At 40.1% G+C, this 21,168-nt stretch carries 16 protein-coding genes; 15 read left to right on the plus strand and 1 reads right to left on the minus strand.

Going from position 1 to position 21,168, the window contains the following annotated elements:
- Window positions 1-102 precede the first annotated feature (102 nt).
- The 15 genes from KQ486_RS00140 (at window position 103) to ypfJ (ending at window position 20,080) form a co-directional block, all read left to right on the plus strand.
- Window positions 103-519 (plus strand): CoA-binding protein, encoded by a 417-nt coding sequence (locus KQ486_RS00140; RefSeq protein WP_144159087.1) that lies wholly within the window; start codon window positions 103-105, stop codon window positions 517-519.
- Between the two features lie 115 nt (window positions 520-634).
- On the plus strand, window positions 635-2,587 hold the full coding sequence (parE, locus tag KQ486_RS00145) for a DNA topoisomerase IV subunit B (protein ID WP_216686460.1): 1,953 nt from the start codon (window positions 635-637) through the stop codon (window positions 2,585-2,587).
- An 11-nt stretch (window positions 2,588-2,598) separates the two neighbouring features.
- Window positions 2,599-5,046 carry a DNA topoisomerase IV subunit A gene (gene parC / locus KQ486_RS00150; RefSeq protein WP_375713311.1) on the plus strand — a complete coding sequence of 816 codons (2,448 nt, stop codon included), beginning with the start codon at window positions 2,599-2,601 and terminating at the stop codon, window positions 5,044-5,046.
- A gap of 219 nt (window positions 5,047-5,265) precedes the next feature.
- Window positions 5,266-7,533: a YhgE/Pip domain-containing protein gene (locus tag KQ486_RS00155; protein ID WP_216686461.1), complete on the plus strand. Its 2,268-nt coding sequence runs from the start codon at window positions 5,266-5,268 to the stop codon at window positions 7,531-7,533.
- 167 nt (window positions 7,534-7,700) lie between these two features.
- Window positions 7,701-8,321: a TetR/AcrR family transcriptional regulator gene (locus KQ486_RS00160; protein ID WP_144159079.1), complete on the plus strand. Its 621-nt coding sequence runs from the start codon at window positions 7,701-7,703 to the stop codon at window positions 8,319-8,321.
- 118 nt (window positions 8,322-8,439) lie between these two features.
- On the plus strand, window positions 8,440-9,582 hold the full coding sequence (locus tag KQ486_RS00165) for an acyl-CoA dehydrogenase (protein ID WP_144159076.1): 1,143 nt from the start codon (window positions 8,440-8,442) through the stop codon (window positions 9,580-9,582).
- Between the two features lie 20 nt (window positions 9,583-9,602).
- Entirely contained in the window at window positions 9,603-11,240 is a 1,638-nt protein-coding gene (locus KQ486_RS00170) for an AMP-binding protein (protein WP_216686462.1), read from the plus strand.
- A 22-nt stretch (window positions 11,241-11,262) separates the two neighbouring features.
- Window positions 11,263-12,606, plus strand: a complete 1,344-nt coding sequence (locus KQ486_RS00175) for an acetyl-CoA carboxylase biotin carboxylase subunit (protein ID WP_144159070.1) — start codon at window positions 11,263-11,265, stop codon at window positions 12,604-12,606.
- Window positions 12,607-12,618: 12 nt separating this feature from the next.
- The gene (locus KQ486_RS00180; RefSeq protein WP_144087855.1) at window positions 12,619-12,828 is read left to right on the plus strand and encodes an acetyl-CoA carboxylase biotin carboxyl carrier protein subunit; all 210 of its coding nucleotides are present in this window, start codon (window positions 12,619-12,621) and stop codon (window positions 12,826-12,828) included.
- A gap of 22 nt (window positions 12,829-12,850) precedes the next feature.
- Window positions 12,851-13,750 carry a hydroxymethylglutaryl-CoA lyase gene (locus tag KQ486_RS00185; protein WP_216686463.1) on the plus strand — a complete coding sequence of 300 codons (900 nt, stop codon included), beginning with the start codon at window positions 12,851-12,853 and terminating at the stop codon, window positions 13,748-13,750.
- A 15-nt stretch (window positions 13,751-13,765) separates the two neighbouring features.
- The gene (locus KQ486_RS00190; protein ID WP_216686464.1) at window positions 13,766-14,545 is read left to right on the plus strand and encodes an enoyl-CoA hydratase-related protein; all 780 of its coding nucleotides are present in this window, start codon (window positions 13,766-13,768) and stop codon (window positions 14,543-14,545) included.
- Window positions 14,546-14,575: 30 nt separating this feature from the next.
- On the plus strand, window positions 14,576-16,102 hold the full coding sequence (locus KQ486_RS00195) for an acyl-CoA carboxylase subunit beta (protein ID WP_216686465.1): 1,527 nt from the start codon (window positions 14,576-14,578) through the stop codon (window positions 16,100-16,102).
- A gap of 70 nt (window positions 16,103-16,172) precedes the next feature.
- Window positions 16,173-17,819 (plus strand): FAD-binding dehydrogenase, encoded by a 1,647-nt coding sequence (locus tag KQ486_RS00200; RefSeq protein ID WP_216686466.1) that lies wholly within the window; start codon window positions 16,173-16,175, stop codon window positions 17,817-17,819.
- A gap of 179 nt (window positions 17,820-17,998) precedes the next feature.
- Entirely contained in the window at window positions 17,999-18,778 is a 780-nt protein-coding gene (locus KQ486_RS00205; protein ID WP_144159055.1) for a Cof-type HAD-IIB family hydrolase, read from the plus strand.
- A 447-nt stretch (window positions 18,779-19,225) separates the two neighbouring features.
- A complete protein-coding gene (ypfJ, locus tag KQ486_RS00210; RefSeq protein WP_144159052.1) occupies window positions 19,226-20,080 on the plus strand; it encodes a KPN_02809 family neutral zinc metallopeptidase in 855 nt (284 codons plus the stop codon).
- Between the two features lie 11 nt (window positions 20,081-20,091).
- Here the strand turns inward: ypfJ and KQ486_RS00215 are convergent, their stop codons facing one another.
- Window positions 20,092-21,150 carry a DmpA family aminopeptidase gene (locus KQ486_RS00215; protein ID WP_216686467.1) on the minus strand — a complete coding sequence of 353 codons (1,059 nt, stop codon included), beginning with the start codon at window positions 21,148-21,150 and terminating at the stop codon, window positions 20,092-20,094.
- Window positions 21,151-21,168 lie beyond the last annotated feature (18 nt).

Below are 21,168 nucleotides of genomic sequence, written 5' to 3' on the forward strand. Positions count from 1 at the left end.
CAATAAAGAAGAAGTAATTATGCAAGTACCTAACTGATTAGTTGAGAATAATTTCAAAAAAAGCTATTCTAATAGGTAAGAAGCGCAAAGGAGTGAACGGTTATGCAGAACCCTTCGAACGAAACGCTAAAAAATATTTTACAGAATGCCAAAACCATTGCTGTCGTAGGTCTATCCGATAAGCCGGAAAGAACATCCTATCAAATAGCGAAAATCATGCAGGAAAATGGATATCGGATTATTCCCGTCAACCCTACAGTCGATGAAGTGCTTGGTGAAAAAAGTTATCCAACATTAGCTGAAGTACCAGAGTCAATTGATATCATCAATGTGTTCAGACGATCTGAATTTCTTCCGGATATCGCTAAAGATGCAGTCACAACCGATTGCAAAGTCTTTTGGGCTCAACTAGGTGTAGAAAATGAAGAAGCTTATGGTATATTGAAAGAACATGATTTTACCGTCATAATGGACTTATGCATTAAAGTTGTACATGCTGTACAAATCGGAAATTCTTAACCAATTGGTTGAAATCTCTGCTCTCTTGCAGGGATTTTCTGTTTCTATCGTGAAATGTACAGAGAACAATTAGCGAAATTAAATAGATGAGTTGTTTTGGAAGGGAGTTATTTGATTGAGTGATCATAAGCAGAATTACACCGATGAATCGATTCAGGTGCTCGAAGGTCTAGACGCAGTCCGTAAAAGGCCTGGTATGTATATTGGCAGCACGGATCATAGGGGACTGCATCATTTAGTTTTTGAAATTGTTGATAACGCTGTTGATGAAGTGTTAGCGGGTTATGGACAAGTGATTACCGTAAAGATACATAAAGATGAGTCAATTTCAGTCATTGATGCGGGACGCGGAATGCCAACAGGCATGCATAAGACCGGAAAGCCAACGCCGGAAGTTATTCTGACGGTACTTCATGCAGGAGGTAAATTCGGCCAAGGTGGTTACAAGACCAGTGGTGGCTTGCACGGGGTTGGTGCTTCCGTTGTTAACGCACTCTCTGAATGGCTTGAAGTTGATATTTTCCGGAATGGAAAGAAGTTTCGTCAGCGATTTGAAAACGGTGGAAAACCAGTCACCACACTAGAAGAACATGGAAATACGAATAAAACTGGTACAAAAATCACCTTTAAAGCGGATCCGACGATTTTTTCAACGGTACGTTTTCAATATGAATTATTAGCTGAGCGTCTAAGAGAAACTGCCTTTCTATTAAAAGGTGTCAAAATTGAATTGATTGATGAGCGAAATGACATGAAAGATGAATTCTTGTATGAAGAAGGTCTTGAAGCATTTGTTGCTTATCTGAATGAAGAAAAAGACGGATTACATGAAATCATTTCATTTGAAGGTATCCACAATGAAATTGAAGTCGATTTTTCATTCCAATACAATGATGGTTACTCAGAGAACATCCTGTCATTTGTCAATAATGTGCGAACAATCGACGGAGGAACGCATGAGTCTGGAGCGAAAACGGCGATTACCCGTACAGTCAATGAATATGCAAGAAACAAGCAGTTATTGAAAGAAAAGGCTAAAAATTTAGATGGAAACGATATTCGTGAAGGTTTGACAGCTGTTATTTCAGTCCGTATTCCAGAAGATTTATTGCAATTTGAAGGGCAGACGAAAAGTAAACTCGGGACACCTGAAGCAAAAAGTGCCATGGAAAATGTCTTGGGTGAAAAGTTGACCTTTTTCTTTGAAGAAAATCCTGAAATTGCACAGTTGTTGATTAAAAAGGCGATTAAAGCAAGAGAAGCAAGAGAAGCTGCCCGCAAAGCACGTGAAGATGCAAGAAATGGTAAAAAGCGCAAACGAAAAGATGCGTTACTTAGTGGTAAATTAACGCCTGCGCAATCGAAAAACCCAAACAAAAACGAGTTGTTTCTCGTAGAGGGTGATTCCGCAGGTGGTTCCGCAAAGCAAGGAAGAGACAGGCGTTTTCAAGCCATTCTTCCGCTTCGAGGCAAGGTCATTAACACAGAAAAGGCCAAAATCGATGATATTTTCAAAAACGAAGAGATTTCAACCATCATTCATACGATTAATGCAGGCGTCGGAGCAGATTTTTCGATAGAAGATTCGAATTATGAAAAAGTCATCATCATGACGGATGCTGATACGGACGGCGCGCACATTCAAGTGCTTTTGCTGACTTTTTTCTATCGATATATGAGACCACTAATAGAGCATGGGAAGATCTACATTGCCCTTCCACCTTTATTTAAAATTTCCAAAGGTAAGGGGAAGACATACAAGGAAGACTATGCTTGGGACGAGCGTGCAATGGATCAATTATTGAAAGAATATAAATCCGGTTATACCATTCAAAGATATAAAGGTCTTGGTGAAATGAATGATGACCAGTTATGGGAAACGACAATGAACCCAGAAACCAGAACGCTTATACGTGTAACCATTGAAGACGTTGCGAAAGCAGAACGACGTGTAGCAACGTTGATGGGTGATAAAGTTGAACCAAGAAGGAAATGGATCGAAAGCAATGTCGAATTCGGATTAGAAGAGAACGACACAATACTGGAAAATGATAGATTGGTTAACTAGGAGTGAACAAAGTGGCCGAAGAAGCGAATTTAATGGATTTACCTTTAGAAGAAGTTATAGGCGACCGGTTTGGACGCTATAGTAAATATATTATTCAAGAGCGCGCCCTTCCTGATGTACGGGATGGACTCAAACCTGTACAACGAAGAATTTTATATGCGATGCACGAGGAAGGAAATACACATGATAAAGCTTTCCGAAAATCGGCTAAAACGGTAGGGACAGTCATCGGTAACTACCATCCACACGGCGACAGTTCTGTATACGAAGCATTGGTAAGGATGAGTCAAAAGTGGAAATTACGTCAAGAACTTGTTGAAATGCATGGGAATAATGGGAGCGTTGATGGTGATCCACCAGCAGCCATGCGTTATACAGAAGCACGCCTTTCCGGTATTGCTTCCGAATTATTGAGGGATATCGGTAAAGATACGGTTGAGTTCATTGAGAATTTTGATGATACATCTTATGAACCTGTCGTATTGCCAGCAAAGTTCCCAAATCTACTCGTCAATGGATCTACAGGTATTTCTTCCGGTTATGCAACTGATATACCTCCTCATAACCTAGGGGAAGTCATCGATGCAGTCATTTACAAAATTGACCATCCGAATGCCTCGCTGGATAAATTAATGGAAAAAATGCCAGCACCTGACTTTCCGACTGGAGGAATTATTCAAGGAAAAGAAGGAATTAAAAAAGCTTATGAAACCGGAAGAGGAAGAGTAGTCGTTCGAGGGTTGGCTGAAATAGAAGAGCTAAGAGGTGGCCGGAAGCAAATTGTCATTACAGAAATCCCTTATGAGGTGAATAAGGCAAACTTAGTCAAACGGATGGATGAACTTCGCATTGACCGGAAAGTCGAAGGCATCAACGAAATTCGCGATGAAACAGATCGAACGGGTTTACGAATTGTCGTTGAACTGAGGAAAGATGCAGATAGTCAAGGGGTTTTAAATTACCTTTATAAAAATACAGACCTTCAAGTGAATTATAATTTCAATATGATTGCAATATCCAATCGTACACCAACGCTAATGAGCTTACCGGTTCTTTTAGATGCTTATATCGATCACCAGCGAGATGTTATTATACGCCAGTCTGAATATGATTTGAATAAAGCCCAAGCAAGAGCACATATCGTTGAAGGTTTAATTTACGCTATTTCAATCTTAGACGATGTCATCGCGACTATTCGTGCTTCACAAAACAAAAAAGATGCAAAAGAACGGTTAATCGCCGCTTACAACTTTACAGAAAAACAAGCAGAAGCCATCGTCATGCTTCAATTATATCGTTTAACGAATACTGATGTGACCGACTTGGAAGAAGAGGCAAGTAAGTTAAATGAAACGATCGAGCGCTTACAAGAAATTCTCGGTAATGAAGAAGTTCTGAAGAAAGTCATCAAGGACGAGCTTCGACTAGTCAAGAAAAATCATAATGATGAGCGACGTACTCGGATTGAAGATGAGATAGAAGACTTAACCATCAATTTAGAAGTTTTGGTCCCTTCAGAAGATATCGTTGTGTCGCTGACGCGGGATGGTTATATCAAGCGGACAAGCACTCGTTCATTTGGTGCCTCAAGCATTGAAGATCTCCAGCGAAAAGAGGGCGATGAACTTATTCAATTAATGGAGGTTAACACAACTGATACGTTACTTGTGTTCACAAACAAAGGAAACTACTTATACATCCCTATCCATGAACTTCCAGATATAAAATGGAAAGACATGGGACAACACGTAGCGAACATCATTTCTATTCCTAGTGATGAAAAAGTGATCAAAGCCATTCCAGTACGAGAATTTACTGAGACGCAATATATTTTATCGGTCACGAAAAATGGCATGATCAAAAAGACTTCATTAAATCTGTATAAAGTTCAGCGGTATTCACGACCGATTAATGGAATGAATCTGAAAAAAGAAGATGAAGTGATCAATGTACATTTGACGGATGGAAATCAAGAGATATTCATTGCTAACAATAAAGGGTTTGGTCTCTGGTTCCATGAGTCAGAAGTTAACCCTATAGGAATTAAAGCCGGTGGTGTAAAATCCATGCAGCTGAAGAAAGACGAATACATTATTAATGGTGAGATTTTTGATGACTTAAGTGATCCGTCACTTTTTGTCGTCACACATCGTGGTGCATGTAAACGAATGAATCTGTCACAGTTCGAGCAAAGCACTCGAGCGAAACGTGGGTTAGCGATGCTGAGAGAACTGAAGCGGAATGCACATCAGCTTGTTGGTTTCCATTTAGTTAGCGAAGACACAACCGTCCAGCTACGAACAGAGAAAGGTATAATTGAAACAGTTATGCCATTGAACCTAAAAACAGCCGACAGGTACAGTAATGGGTCATTTGTGGTAGACACAGATCAAACCGGACCAGTGATCGATACGCAAGTAGAGGCTCGTTACCGGGAGTATTTCACTTCGGGTGAGTAATCTCATTGATCCTGGAGAAAATTCTTAATGAAGAAACAATATCTTGTCCATGATACTCCGTTATCACGGGCATTTCTGTGAGGTCTTAAAATGGGTTAGTATGTAGTAAGAAGTAAAGGCATGGAGACCCTTGATTATTCATAACAAAATATTCTAGCGATTTTGATCATCCTAAATAAGAGCAAAACCTAAACGATCAAAAGTAAAGAAGGTATATACATGAAGAACAGCTGGAAAATTTACTTCCAAGATTTGAAGAATATATCACGTAATTGGGTCGCTGCTATTTTAATTGGCGGACTTATTTTATTACCCTCTTTATACGCGTGGTTTAATATAGAAGCCTCATGGGATCCCTATAGTCAAACCGATCAAATTCCAATCGGTGTTGTCAATGAAGATTCAGGAGGCGAGATTAAGGAAAACAAAATTAATGTGGGTACAGACCTAGTCGAAACACTTGAAAACAATCAGTCAATGGATTGGCATTTCACGAACCGAGAAAAAGCAATGAAAAATTTAAAATATGGTGATTATTTCGCGGTTATTGTCATACCAGAGGATTTCTCGGAAAATTTATCATCGGTTATATCCAATGAACCTAAAAAGAGCGAGATGGAATATTACGTAAACGAAAAAATTAATGCTGTTTCACCAAAAATAACGGATAAAGGTGCTAGCACGATAGTACAACAGGTTAGCAGTAATTTTATTTCTGCAGTGAATGGCGTTATTTTTGAGATGTTTGATGATATTGGCATAGAGTTGAACGATAAGTTACCAGATATCAAGCAGTTTGAAAATTATATTTTTGAGATGGAGAAACAGTTACCAGAAATATACGAGTTGGTCTCGAACGGACTTGAAGACACGAAAAATGCACAATCGATTATTAATAAAGCCCAAAACAAATTGCCAAAAGCTGAACGGACAACAAATGATGGTCTTCAAACTGTGAATGAAACAGCTGATTTATTATCAAAAGCTGAAGATCGGTTAAATGAAATGGCACCCCAAATTGAAACGGATTTGGAGAAGGCTCAAAACACCGCGGAAGATATTAACAAACTACTTCAAGATGCAAAAAATATGAATATTGACTTCAGTGAAGGGAAAGAGCTGCAACAAAGCATTGATCGTTCATTGGATGATGCGACTAGTCGTTTGGATGAAATTGAAAGTGATTTAAAACAGCTGAAAGAAATGAATCAAGCACAACAAAATAAAGACAGTGAGCAAGAAAATGAGAGCAATGGAGACGGTTCAACAGATCAGGAAAATCATGAGCAAAATGGTAACCAACAGGACATCCAAAATAACAACAGTGATAATGATCAAGTGATTGATGATGCATTGGAACGACTAAGCATATTACGTGAGGCGCTTGAGGAAGTGCAAGATAATGGTCAAAATATCACTGCATTTATTGAGGATAAAAAACAGGAAGTCGACTCTGTTGTCACAGACTTAGAGGAGTTATCTGCTAACACAGCAAATAAAATAGGGGATTTTTTGAAAGACTATAAAGAAAATATTGAGCCGGTAGTGAAACAAAAAATTAGCGATGCTCAACAAACGTTAACGAGTGCAGATGATATTTTGTCAGAGATCAAGTCAACAATTCCGGAAGTTAAAGAAGTCTTGTCCAGTACTGAAACCCATATTGGTGATGGTCAAGGAATGTTGAATACGATTCTTGGTGAATATCCATATGTGAATAGTAAAATCAATGAACTCGCGGATCGAATTCGAGAAATTCAGGGTGAAACAGATATTAATGAAATGATCGAATTATTACGGAATGATCCTGAAGCAGAAAAAAACTTTTTTGAGGAACCTGTCAAGTTGAGCAAAAATGAGCTCTTCCCAATTCCAAACTATGGTTCAGGAATGACGCCATTTTATACTGTTTTAGCTATATGGGTCGGTGGTTTGTTGCTGATTTCATTACTGGCCGTTGATGTACATGATAGAGAAGGTCTAACTGGCCGAGAACGTTACTTTGGTAGGATGTTTACCTTCCTTACAATCGGATTATTGCAAACTCTTGTCGTAACGTTAGGTGACTGGTTATTGATTGGTTCGTATATTGCACATCCTGTTTGGTTTGTCTTATTCGGATTGATAATTAGTATCGTTTTTATGACATTGATCTATACACTCGTATCGGTCTTTGGCGATGTCGGAAAAGCAATGGTCATTGTTTTACTCGTTCTGCAAATTGCTGGTGCAGGTGGTACGTACCCAGTTATTTTATTACCAAAACTGTTCCAGGCAATTAGCCCATTCCTTCCTTTCACCTATGCAATTGATTTAATGCGTGAAGCGGTCGGGGGCATTATATGGGAGTCGGCAATTCACGACATGATTATTCTCAGTTTATTTGGGATCGGAGCCTTGTTATTCGGAACGTTACTGAAAAATGTAATTAACAAACATACAGACAAATTGATGAAAAAATCTAAGGACGCCGGTTTATTTCATTGATTTTAATCGGTAGAGAAAAAAATCAATCTAAACAAAATACAGTGTTATTTAAAAGAGGCTGAGATGACAACAATGTGATCTCAGCCTCTTTATCATTAAAAAAATAAGTGAATTGTTTTACTTTTTTAACAAATGTGATAATATGATAAAAAAGGTGGGGAGGGGTCATGAGTTTACGTGAGAAAATCATCGCTTCATCATTGAAGTTATTTTCTGAGAAAGGCTTCCACGGTGTGAGCGTTCAAGATTTAGTGAATGATTCTGCGACATCAAAAGGCGGATTTTATCATCATTTTTCATCAAAAGATGAACTTTTATATGTCATCCACGATAAGTTTATTACATATGTTCTAAGTGAAGCACACTCGGCAAAAGAAAAATATGACCGCCCAATGAAACAGTTGCATGAAATTTTAAAGTCTTTTGTTCGTGTGTTTGACCTGTACAATGAACATATTACCGTTTTTTATCAAGAAAATAAGTATTTAAAACAAGAATATGAAGAAATCATTAAACAAAAACGGAATGAGTTCAAACGAATCATCTATGAAGTGATCAATGATGGTCAGCAATCTGGAGATTTCAGAGGAAGTTTACCTCCAACGATCACCACGATGTCAATTCTAGGCATGGTCAACTGGACGTATAAATGGTATCAACGAGATGGTGAGAAGGATATTGAACAAGTGTCATCTGTCTATATAGACCTTTTAATGCATGGCTTACTGACAGATGAAGCCCTAAAAGAGTATGAAGCTTCTTCATTATACGTCGAATTGAATTTTTGAAGTATCTAACAATCGCTTAATTCAAAGCGTTTTTATTTAAGAGTTTACAGACCAACCAGTCGGTCTCAATAGTGTGTGGCTTTGAAATTCAATAAAAGCAATTAAGGGAGGAATGTTCATGAATTTCGAATTGACGAAAGAACAGGAAATGACGAGAAAGATGGTTCGCGATTTTGCGGTAGACAAAATCAAGCCAAGGGCAATTGATATTGACACAAAGGCTGATTTTCCCGAAGATCTATTTAAAGAAATGGGTGAACTAGGGTTACTGGGAATTCCTTTTCCGGAAGAAGAGGGTGGTTCTGGCGGCGATACTGTAACCTATGCACTAGCCGTTGAAGAAATTGGTCGTGTATGTGGGAGTACAGGACTAAGCTATGCGGCAGCTGTTTCACTTGGTTCCAGTCCGATTTATATGTTTGGAACGGACGAACAAAGAAAGAAATTTTTGAAACCGCTTGCAGAAGGGGAAGCGCTAGGATCATTCGGATTGACGGAGCCAAATGCAGGCTCTGATGCCGGTGGGACAAAAACAACAGCCAACCTGGAAGGTGACGAATACGTAATCAACGGAGAGAAGTGCTTTATTACAAATGCTTCCTATGCCAAGCAAATTATTGTAACGGCCGTTACCGGAAAAGATTCTCGAGGTAAAAATATCATTTCAGCAATTATCGTTCCAACCGATAGTCCAGGCTTAAAAATTTCTGATAATTACGATAAAATGGGTGTCAGAGGTTCTAACACAGCTGAAATTGTATTAGAAGATGTAAGAGTTCCAAAAGAGAATCTATTAGGTGATCCTGACGCTGGCTTCAAGCAATTTTTGCGTACGTTAGATGGCGGAAGAATTTCAATTGCAGCGTTAGGTGTCGGAATTGCTCAAGCTTCGCTGGACCGCGCGTTGGCTTATGCGAAGGAAAGGAAACAGTTTGGGAAACCAATTTCTTCCTTCCAAGCGATTCAATTTAAATTGGCCGATATGGCTATGGAAGTCGAATTGGCTCGCAATATGGTTATGAAAGCCGCATGGCTGAAAGATAACGGAAAGCCGTTTACGAAAGAAGCTGCTTATGCAAAATTGTTTGCAACAGAAACGGCGACGCGATCAGCAAACCAAGCAATTCAAATACTTGGTGGTTATGGTTACATGAGAGAATACGAAGTTGAACGATTTTTACGGGATGCCAAGCTGTTGGAAATCGGTGAGGGAACCTCAGAAATTCAACGAATGGTGATCGCTCGGCAATTAGGATGCTAGATTAAAAAGGAGGATTGCATATGAGTCTACTGACGTCAACCATTGGCGAATTGCTAGAAGAAAAAGTGGATGAGAGACCAAACCATGAAGCTGTCGTTTATCCTGAGAAGGGTATTCGTTGGACTTATCAAGAGTTCGATGAAAAAGTGAATGAGACAGCTAAAGCGCTTATGGCTCTCGGTGTTGAAAAAGGTGAGCATATCGCAATTTGGGCTGACAATAAACCGGAATGGGTCTTGACTCAGTTTGCTACAGGAAAAATGGGCGCTGTATTAGTGACGGTGAATACCAGTTATCAAGCAGCAGAATTGGAATATTTACTGAATCAATCAGACACAACAACATTAATTCTAGCAGAAAATTTTAAAGGAACATCCTATGTAGATATCGTTAATGAAGTAGCTCCCGAACTGAAAAACAGTGAACCGGGGCAACTGAACAGTGATAAAGTTCCGAAATTAAAACGAGTCATCGTTCTAGGGGAAAAACAAATTGCAGGCTGCTACACATGGGATGAGTTACTGCAAAAAGCAAAAGATGTTTCAGATGAAGATCTACGAAAAAGAAAAGAATCACTTCATCACGATGACATTATCAACATGCAATACACTTCAGGTACAACCGGTTTTCCTAAAGGTGTGATGTTGACCCACTATAATATCGTCAACAACGGAAAACAGGTTGCCGAGGGAATGAATTTTACAGGTGAAGATCGTTTATGTGTGCCAGTGCCACTCTTTCACTGTTTCGGCTGTGTGATGAGTACGTTAGCAACAGTCTCCAAAGGAGGCACAATGGTGATGATTGAACAATACAATCCTGAAGTTGTTTTACAAGCTGTTCAAGATGAAAAATGTACAGCATTACACGGTGTTCCGACAATGTTCATTGGAGAGTTGAATAATCCTGAATTTGACCAATTTGATCTCTCGTCAATTCGTACAGGAATCATGGCCGGTTCCAATTGTCCGAAAGAAGTCATGAATGATGTCATTCATAAAATGGGTGCTTCTGAAGTAACCATCTGTTACGGACAAACAGAAACATCGCCCGTTTTTACACAAACTCGACCGACTGATTCAATAGAAATCCGAACGACATCCGTTGGAAAAGTTCATCCGAATGTCGAAGCAAAGATCGTTGAACCAGGTACAAATCAAACACTTCCTCCAAATGAACCTGGTGAAATCGTGACTCGTGGTTACCACGTCATGGCAGGTTATTATAAAAATGAAGAAGAGACGAATGCGACGATTGATGAGGATGGATGGCTGCATACGGGTGATATCGGAATCATGGATGAAGATGGTTATTTCCAAGTGACTGGTAGAATGAAAGACATGGTCATCCGTGGTGGAGAAAATATTTACCCACGGGAGATTGAAGAATTCATCATTACACATCCGGATGTGTTGGATGTTCAAGTCGTCGGTGTACCAGATCCAAAATACGGTGAAGAGTTAATGGCCTGGATCATTCCAAAAGAAGGTGCCAATTTAACAGAAGAAAACATCAAATCGTTCTGTAAAGGTAAAATCTCGCATCATAAAATTCCGAAATACATTGAGTTGACAGAAGAATACCCAATGACAGCAAGTGGGAAAGTTCAAAAATACCGATTAAGAGAACAAGCAAAAGATTTAATTCAAATCGACTAAGTCACAGTTACAGGAGGTTATTATGTTTCAATCTATTCTAATCGCAAACAGAGGAGAAATAGCTTCACGTATCATCAAAACATGTAAGCAATTAAACATTAAGTCCGTGGCCGTATATTCCGACCCGGATGAAGACTCACCGTATGTGGAAGAAGCAGATGTTGCTTATCCTCTTGGGGGATCACGTGTCAATGAAAGCTATTTAAACATGGATAAAATCTTCGAAATTGCCAAAGAAGCCGAAGTAGAAGCGATTCACCCAGGGTATGGACTATTAAGTGAAAATGCTTCATTTGCTAGACGTTGCGAGGAAGAGGGCATTACCTTTATTGGACCGACACCAGATGTGATTGAAAAAATGGGCAGTAAATTATCCGCAAGAAAAGCGATGGAAGAAGCGGGAGTTCCCATTATTCCGGGTACAAACGAACCCGTTGAAACAGTTGACGCGGCAAAAGAGGTTGCGAATGAGATCGGTTACCCTGTAATGGTAAAGGCGTCATACGGCGGTGGCGGTATTGGAATGGAGATTGTGAAAAGCGAATCGGAGCTGGAAAAAGCGATTGAATCCAATGCACACCGTGCGGAACAATTTTTCGGTAACGGCACTCTATTTATTGAAAAAGTCATAGAAGATGCCCACCATGTTGAAATCCAAGTGCTAGGTGACCATCACGGAAATGCGGTTCATTTATATGATCGTGAGTGTTCCATTCAACGTCGACATCAGAAAGTCATTGAAGAAGCACCATCACCACTTTTAACGGAAGAAACAAGACGTGAAATGGGTGAAAAGGCGGTGCAAGCCGTCAAATCCTTAGGCTATCGGAATGCCGGGACACTTGAATTTTTAGTAGACGAAGATCAAAACTATTATTTTCTTGAAATGAATACAAGACTTCAAGTGGAACACCCAGTTACCGAAGAGATCACAGGCATCGATCTTGTTGAACAACAGATTCGTATTGCCAGTGGTGAAGAACTCGCGATTAATCAAGGGCTGGTACAAATCCAGGGTCATGCAATTGAAGCCCGCATTTATGCAGAGGATCCGAAGACGTTTTTTCCGTCTCCAGGTACAATCGAAGACTTAATCATTCCAAAAGAGGAATTCATTCGGAATGATCAATCCATAAAAAAAGGATTTAAAATCACACCTTTTTACGATCCAATGGTTGCGAAGTTGATTGTTAAAGGCAAAGACCGAAACGAAGCGATCAGTCGATTAGAGACGGCCCTATCCATGTACAAAGTAGAAGGAATAAAGACGAACATCCCACTATTGTTAAATATAGCTGCTAATCAAGCATTTCAAGATGGTAATACACAAACATCATTTATCCAAGAACACATAACAAACAAATAGGAGGAATATAAAATGGAATTAAAATCATCAATGGCAGGAAACGTATGGAAAATTGTTTTGAATGAAGGTGACCAAGTGGAAGAAGATCAAGATGTAGTCATCTTGGAATCGATGAAAATGGAAATTCCAATTCCGGCAGAATCAGCTGGCACGATTAAAGAATTAAAAGTATCGGAAGGTGACTTTGTAAACGAAGGAGATGTTCTCGCTGTCATTGAATAAGCTAGGGAGGCACCGAACATTTATGGATTTACCAGAACAAGTTACGATTAAAGAAGTCGGCCCACGCGATGGCTTGCAAAATGAAAAGAAGGAAATATCTACGGAAGATAAAATTGCATGGATCAATCAACTCTCTGAGTCAGGCTTGTCCTACATTGAGATCACTTCATTTGTACACCCGAACTGGATTCCACAACTAAAGGACGCCGTTGAGGTTGCTCAGTCCATCAAACGTAAAGAAGGCGTTACGTATGCAGCTCTAGTCCCAAACATGAAGGGGTTGGAGCGAGCATTGGAAGCTGACGTAGATGAAGTATCGATTTTCATGTCAGCCAGCGAAACGCATAATAAGAAAAATATTAATAAATCCATTGAAGAAACTTATCCAGTGCTGCAGGAAGTTGTCACTGGTGCTAAAGAAGCCGGAAAAACAGTCAGAGGCTATGTATCAACTGTTTTTGGTTGCCCTTATGAAGGTTCAGTAGATGAAAATCAAGTAGTCGATGTTTGTCAGCGTCTTTTTGATATGGGAATTGACGAGCTTTCACTAGGTGACACGATTGGTGTGGCAAACCCTCGTCAAGTTCACGATTTCTTGTGCAAAATGGAACATATTCTTTTAAAAGATCAGATTGCATTGCATTTTCACGACACGAGAGGTATGGCGCTAGCAAACACGGTAACTGCCTTACAGTTAGGATATCATACCTTTGACGGTTCACTGGGTGGCCTTGGTGGATGTCCATATGCCAAAGGGGCTACAGGAAACCTTGCAACGGACGACCTTGTCCATATGATTCATGAAATGGGCATTGATACAGGTGTTGATCTAGACAGACTGACGGACGCGGGGTTCTTTATCCAGGATAAAATTGGTCAGGCATTACCAAGTAAGCAAATGCAAGTAAGAGCAAAAGAATAAAAGGTGTGAGAAACAATGGATACAATTGATTTTCAGATTGTCGATGAAACGATCGGAATTTTAAAGCTGAATCGACCGAATGCCGCTAATGCTTTTTCATTGAAATTGCTGGATGACTTTAATCAGCAGTTAGATGATATTGAGCAAAATGACCAGCTGCGTGTACTCATCATCACAGCCGTCGGTGAAAAAGTGTTTTGTGCGGGCGCAGATTTGAAAGAGCGAGCTTCGATGGGTGAAGAAGAGGTTGTTAAAACGGTAGGTAAAATTGGCGACCTCGTCTCACGGGTTGAACAGCTTAAGATTCCGACGATTGCGGCTATTAATGGTGCTGCTTTCGGTGGAGGATTAGAGCTAACGCTTGGCTGCGATATTCGTATAGCAAGCCGTTCAGCGAAAATGGGATTGACTGAAACATCATTAGCTATTATTCCAGGGGCAGGTGGAACCCAACGTCTTTCAAGACTCATTGGACTTGCGAACGCTAAATATTATATTTTGACAGCGAAGCGATTTGGAAGTGATGAAGCTAAACAAATCGGTTTGGTTCAAGAGATTTTTGAACCAACGGATCTTGAAGAACAAGCATTATCGATGGCCAAACAGATTGCTGGCAATGGACCAGTCGGTGTCAAAATGGCTAAAAAAGCAATCGACAAAGGTTATGAACTATCTAAAACTGATGGATTGAAAGTCGAGCGAGAGTGTTATTTAGAAACGATCCCGACGGCAGATCGATTAGAAGGATTACAAGCATTCAAAGAAAAACGAAAACCACAGTATCAAGGGAAATAGGTTGCAAAGAGACAGAAAGGGTGTAACGACATGACGACAGAAAATCATGAAGAATTACGTCGGAATATTGAGTCCGGCGGTGCGGAAAAATATCATGAAAAAAATAAAGAAAAAGGGAAAATGTTTGTCCGTGATCGATTAAAAGAACTGCTGGATGACGATCTTGATGTTGAAGATGCCTTTTTTGCCAACTGTATGGACGGATCACTTCCGGCAGATGGTGTTGTCACTGGCATTGGAAAAGTGAATGGCCAACGTGTCTGTATCATGGCGAATGATTCAACAGTAAAAGCAGGATCTTGGGGAAAACGCACAGTCGAAAAGATTCTTAGAATTCAAGAAACCGCGATGAAATTAGAGCTGCCTATGCTTTATTTAGTCGATTCGGCAGGTGCTCGTATTACTGACCAAATCGACATGTTTCCAAATAGAAGGGGAGCAGGACGAATTTTTTACAATCAAGTGAAACTTTCTGGAAGAGTGCCACAGGTTTGTTTATTATTCGGTCCATCTGCTGCAGGCGGCGCCTACATACCGGCGTTTTGCGATGTTGTTATTATGGTTGATGGCAATGCTTCCATGTATCTCGGTTCACCAAGAATGGCAGAAAAGGTCATTGGTGAAAAAGTAAGCCTCGAGGAAATGGGCGGAGCTAAAATGCACACATCCGTTTCTGGTGTAGGTGATGTGTTAGTAAAAGACGAGTCTGAAGCAATTGCATATACACAAAAGTATTTAACGTATTTTCCTGAGAACTTTAGAAGCAAACCACCAGTAGCTGAAACCAAATCTCCGGCTTCATTCGAAAAGACCATCAGTGAAATAATTCCCGAAAACCAAAACGCTCCGTTTGATATGCATCAATTAATCAAACGTTTGATTGACGCAGATAGTTTTTGTGAAATAAAGAAAAACTTCGCCAAGGAGTTAATTACCGGTCTTGCTCGAATTGATGGAAAAGCCGTTGGAATCATCGCCAATCAACCACGAATGAAAGGTGGCGTATTATTCCATGATTCCGCCGATAAAGCAGCAAAGTTCATTCAATTATGCGATGCATTTAATATACCGCTAGTGTTCTTAGCTGACATTCCAGGCTTTATGATTGGAACACGTGTTGAGCAGGCTGGAATCATTCGACATGGAGCAAAAATGATTTCTGCAATGAGTGAAGCAACCGTACCGAAAATCTCTGTTGTTGTTCGCAAAGCTTACGGTGCAGGACTTTACGCTATGGCTGGACCAGCGTTTGAACCGGATGTAACGATTGCCTTACCAACAGCCCAAATTGCCGTCATGGGACCAGAGGCTGCAGTAAATGCTGTATATGCGAATAAGATTGCCGAACTTCCAGAAGAAGAGCGACCAGCATTCATCCAAGAAAAACATAAGGAATACCAAGAGAATATCGATATATATCGATTAGCTTCTGAAATGGTTATTGATGATATTGTCGAACCGGACAATCTAAGAAAAGCGTTAGAACTTCGGTTAGATGCCTATCAATCTAAAAATCTTCACTTTACCGAAAGAAAACATGGTGTTTATCCAGTTTAATATTTCATAGTAATAGAACCAGCAGCTGATGACAAACGGCTGCTGGTTTTTCACTTAGGAGGAGATTTATATGAAGTTTGATGCAATTGTTATTGGAGCAGGGTTGTCTGGGTTAGTAGCGACGGCCGAGATTGCTGACAGAGGAAAGAAAGTATTGTTATTGGACCAAGAACCAGAAAGTTCTTTCGGTGGCCAAGCTTGGTGGTCTTTTGGCGGACTATTTTTGATTGATTCACCGGAACAGAGACGAATGGGAATTCGTGACTCGTATGAATTGGCTAGGCAGGATTGGTTCGGTTCAGCGAACTTTGATCGTGATGAAGAAGATTATTGGGGGAAAAAATGGGCAGAAGCGTACTTGGATTTTGCTGCGGGTGAAAAACGCTCATGGTTACGTAAGATGGGTATCAAATTCTTTCCGGTCATCGGCTGGGCTGAACGAGGTGGTGGATTAGCGGACGGACACGGGAATTCAGTTCCTCGTTTTCACATTACATGGGGAACAGGCCCTGGAGTAGTTGCACCATTTGATAAACGTGTTCGAGAACACATTCAAAAAGGAAACGTTACATATAAGCCACGTCACCAAGTTGATGATTTAATTGTTCAAAACAACGAAGTTACTGGTGTATCAGGTACCATTTTAATCGATGATCCAGTTGAACGAGGAGAGAAAAGTTCAAGAGATAAAGCAGGCGAGTTTCAATATCAAGGCGATTCAGTGGTCGTTGCGAGCGGGGGAGTAGGAGCGAATTTTGATTTGATTCGTCAGAATTGGCCAAAGCGACTGGGTAATCCGCCGAAGAGCATGCTTTCAGGTGTTCCCGATTATGTCGATGGCAGAATGATCGAAATAACGGAGAAAGCAGGTGCACGAATCGTTAACCGTGACCGCATGTGGCATTATACAGAAGGGATAAAAAATTGGAATCCCGTCTGGTCTGCACATGGCATTCGCATATTACCTGGACCCTCATCCATTTGGTTAGATGCTGAAGGAAATCGATTCGAGGCTCCAAATTATCCAGGGTTTGATACGTTAAGTACACTTGAAGCTATCATGAAAACAGGCTATGATTATTCTTGGTTTATTTTAACGCAGAGTATTATCGAGAAAGAATTCGCATTATCCGGTTCGGAACAAAACCCGGATTTAACCGGTAAAAGCATTAAGCAACTGTTAAAGCGTTTGGGTTCTGGTGCTCCAGAGCCTGTAGAAGCGTTTAAAAAACACGGTGAAGACTTCATTGTTGAAGATGACTTAGAAACTTTAGTGGACAAAATGAACGCATTGAGTGGAGAGGAATTACTCGATTATGAGAAAGTTAAGCACCAGTTGGTAGCAAGGGATCGACAAATCGATCATAAATTTACGAAAGATCTTCAAGTAGCTGCTCTTAGAGGTTCTCGATTTTTTCGTGGAGACCGGATCATCCGGACAGCAAAACCACATAAAATTTTAGATCCTAAAAATGGTCCCTTGATTGCTGTCCGATTAAATATTCTGAGCCGGAAAACTCTGGGCGGATTGCAAACTGATTTATCAGGACGTGTTTTGGGTGAAGATGGTAATTCATTGAAAGGCTTGTATGCTGCTGGAGAAGCTAGCGGGTTTGGTGGAGGAGGGATCCATGGCTACCGAGCACTCGAAGGAACCTTTCTGGGTGGCTGTTTATTCACTGGTAAAGTCGCAGGCACTACAATTGGGAACTTCTAGAAATCTAGATTATCATAAACTTATTATGTTAACCGAATAGTTGAGTATAATTTTATTATGTAAACTGAACAGGTGACCATATTACTCTTATGTAAACTAGGTTCGTGATAATTTGGCGTTTTTAATATTCCTCGATATAATAGAGCTAGCATTTTGATAAATAGAAAAGAGTGACTGACATGAAAGATCAAAAAGTTATTTTTATCGATATCGACGGAACGATCCTGAATTCGGATAAAGAAATACCTCAATCTACAAAGGAAGCCATTCAAGAAGCTAAACGCCAAGGTCATCATGTTATTATAGCGACTGGGCGGGCACCTTTTATGTTTACAGATTTACTGAAAGAGCTTGCTCTAGATTCGTTCGTGAGCTATAACGGTCAATTTGTTGTTCTAAACGGAGAAGTAATTTTTACAAATCCTTTAAATATTGATTCATTAATTGAGTTAACAAATGATGCACTTCACCATAATCATCCTGTTGTATTTATGGACCATGAGGATATGAAAGCAAATGTACCTGAACATCCTTTTATCGAAGAGAGTATAATGACGTTAAAAATCAATCATTTTCCTACCCATGATCCGTACTACTATAAAGGTAGGGATTTATATCAAACATTATTGTTCTGTGAAGAAGGGGAAGAAGCGAGATACGAAGAAAAATTCACAGACTTTGATTTTATTCGTTGGCACCCATTGTCCGTGGATGTCTTGCCAAAAGGCGGATCCAAATCGCTTGGTATTCAAAAAATGTTAAGTCACCTAGATGTACCGAGTGAAAACATTTATGCCTTTGGTGATGGGCTGAATGATATTGAAATGTTAACGGACGTGGAACATGGTGTGGCTATGGGGAATGCATTAACAGAGGTTAAAGCCGCTGCGCGACATGTGACACACTCAGTCGATGATGATGGCATTTATCATGGTATGAAAAACTTAGGTATTATCTGAATCGAAAGCTTGGTGGAATATCACCAAGCTTTTTTGTTGATTGGTTTATAACTTGGCTTTGTTAAAGTTCGCTGTTGATGATTAAGTATTGATTTCTCCCTGATTTATCGACGGCTTCGCACGGTTTTTCGATGGCTTTGTCCAATTTATCGACGGCTTCACTCGGTTTTTCGATGGCTTCGTTCAGTTTTTCGACGGCTTCACATGGTTTATCGGCAGAACGATGTTACCCCATGGGACGTGTGGTTTTATCGGAAAATCTTTCATTTTGCCCGCTAGATATCGTCACCGATGTGATTCAAATTCAACTACTCAGCTCTATATTATTTGAAAACCAACACAAATCTTTAACAGAGCCTATAACTTAACCAGCGAGTTGTTGAGGAATATCTATTTACAGAAAGGGGAAGTGAATAAATAGAACATAGCAAGGTGAGGGATTCACATATGAAATGGCGAGGAAGGAAAAAGAGTAGCAACGTAGAAGATCGTCGTGGGAAAAGTATATCTGGTAAGGGAATTGCCGGACTTGGTGGAGTCGGAATCATTATTATGGTGGCAATTGCACTGATTACCGGAAATCCGACAATGATTTTAGAGCAATTACTCGGCATCCAAGGGGAACAACAATCTACGACAGCTCCTTATACAGAAACAGAAGAAGATCAGGAACTTGCAGATTTTGTTTCGGTGGTGTTAAACGATACAGAAGCAGTCTGGTCTGAACGATTCGAAGAAAATGGCATGACTTATAAGGAGCCGACATTAGTACTGTATACGGACGCAGTTCAAACAGCCTGTGGATTTTCGAGCTCTGCAGTAGGTCCTTTTTATTGTCCTGGCGATCAAAAGTTATATATTGATTTAAGCTTCTATAACCAGTTGAAAACGGAATTCAACGCATCAGGTGATTTTGCGATGGCATATGTCATTGCGCATGAGGTGGGTCATCATGTACAAACATTGCTTGGTAAAAGTAAGCAATTAAATCAATTGCGACAGGAACTTAGTCAAAATGAATTCAATGAGTATTCCGTTCGTTTTGAATTGCAAGCGGATTATTACGCTGGGGTTTGGGCGCATCACGTTGAAGATTTAGGTTATTTGGAACAGGGTGATATCGAAGAGGCATTAAACGCAGCTACTGCTGTTGGAGATGACACCATTCAAAAAAGGACCCAAGGGTATGTCGTCCCCGATAGTTTCACACACGGAACAGCCGAACAACGGCGTACATGGTTTCAAGAAGGTTATGAAAAAGGTACGATCGAGGGCGGACAACCATTGGATTTAGACCAATAAATAGTTTTTAATTATAAGCTCATTCCATATTTATTTAAAAGATCAATGATTCCGTAACGTGTGTTCTTATCTCTACCTGTCACGGTGTTAGCTGTCACTAATGAATTTAAAATAGCCTCTTCAGTTGCTTCACCAGCAGCTCTGAAAGCATCTTCAAGCAATTCTTCATGAATAAAGGAAAAGGCTAACGGTTCAGGAACCGGTGAATGTGGGATTTTTGTTGCTGTTGAAAAACCAATCGCGATATCACCACTCCCGTGTCCGATGATTGAGCCTGTTCTAGAGAGACCCGTAACTGTTCGCTTCAAAATGCGCTTCAGCTGTCGGTCGAATACTGGAAGGTCGGTTGCTAAAATAATCATGATTGAGCCTTTATCAGGTGATTTTGAATCATTTAAATGTTTGTCTAGTTCCATGCCAATCGCTCGACCATCCATCGTTAAATCACCTAGATTGCCAAAATTGGATAAAACTAAGACACCTAATGTATATTGTTTTTCCCCAATAGTCATCAGTCTTGACGCAGAGCCAATACCGCCTTTTAAGGAATAACAAACCATTCCTCTACCAGCACCGACCGCACCTTCTTCAAAGTGATCAGTTGCATTGTCAATGGCTGCCAAAACATGTTGCTTCGATATCGCTTTCTGTCGGATATCATTTAAAATCATATCATTACATTCACCGACAATAGGATTGATCGTACCAGTTGTTCGGCCAATTTCAGGATTGGACTCAAGCATATAATCGACCAGGTGGTTCGCAGTTATTCCGGCACTTAATGTGTTTGTCAGTAAGATCGGTGTTTCGATTGTGCCAAGTTCATCCAACTGGGTAAGTCCAATTGTTTTTCCGAATCCGTTGATAACATGAGAAGCACCTATGACTTTTTCTTTAAATAGATTTCCAGAATGGGGCAGGATGGACGTCACCCCTGTTTGAATAGCTCCTTCTCTGATTGTCGAATGACCTACTTGTACGCCTTTCACGTCTGTTATCGCATTCTTTTTTCCTGGTTGCAGCTGTCCAATTTTTATCTCATAATCTCTTAATCGATACTGTTTTTTCATTTTAATCACCTACATTGG

The organism is Allobacillus halotolerans (genome assembly GCF_018967645.1).
GTDB lineage: Bacteria > Bacillota > Bacilli > Bacillales > Alkalibacillaceae > Allobacillus > Allobacillus halotolerans.

Bases quoted from the DNA above. Each gene is read 5' to 3' on its own strand.
- KQ486_RS00190 (WP_216686464.1), top strand. From the start codon at position 13,766: ATGGATACAATTGATTTTCAGATTGTCGATGAAACGATCGGAATTTTA.
- KQ486_RS00155 (WP_216686461.1), top strand. From the start codon at position 5,266: ATGAAGAACAGCTGGAAAATTTACTTCCAAGATTTGAAGAATATATCA.
- KQ486_RS00140 (WP_144159087.1), top strand. From the start codon at position 103: ATGCAGAACCCTTCGAACGAAACGCTAAAAAATATTTTACAGAATGCC.
- KQ486_RS00195 (WP_216686465.1), top strand. From the start codon at position 14,576: ATGACGACAGAAAATCATGAAGAATTACGTCGGAATATTGAGTCCGGC.
- KQ486_RS00180 (WP_144087855.1), top strand. From the start codon at position 12,619: ATGGAATTAAAATCATCAATGGCAGGAAACGTATGGAAAATTGTTTTG.
- KQ486_RS00160 (WP_144159079.1), top strand. From the start codon at position 7,701: ATGAGTTTACGTGAGAAAATCATCGCTTCATCATTGAAGTTATTTTCT.
- KQ486_RS00175 (WP_144159070.1), top strand. From the start codon at position 11,263: ATGTTTCAATCTATTCTAATCGCAAACAGAGGAGAAATAGCTTCACGT.
- KQ486_RS00215 (WP_216686467.1), bottom strand. From the start codon at position 21,150: ATGAAAAAACAGTATCGATTAAGAGATTATGAGATAAAAATTGGACAG.
- ypfJ (WP_144159052.1), top strand. From the start codon at position 19,226: ATGAAATGGCGAGGAAGGAAAAAGAGTAGCAACGTAGAAGATCGTCGT.
- KQ486_RS00170 (WP_216686462.1), top strand. From the start codon at position 9,603: ATGAGTCTACTGACGTCAACCATTGGCGAATTGCTAGAAGAAAAAGTG.
- KQ486_RS00185 (WP_216686463.1), top strand. From the start codon at position 12,851: ATGGATTTACCAGAACAAGTTACGATTAAAGAAGTCGGCCCACGCGAT.
- KQ486_RS00165 (WP_144159076.1), top strand. From the start codon at position 8,440: ATGAATTTCGAATTGACGAAAGAACAGGAAATGACGAGAAAGATGGTT.
- KQ486_RS00205 (WP_144159055.1), top strand. From the start codon at position 17,999: ATGAAAGATCAAAAAGTTATTTTTATCGATATCGACGGAACGATCCTG.
- KQ486_RS00200 (WP_216686466.1), top strand. From the start codon at position 16,173: ATGAAGTTTGATGCAATTGTTATTGGAGCAGGGTTGTCTGGGTTAGTA.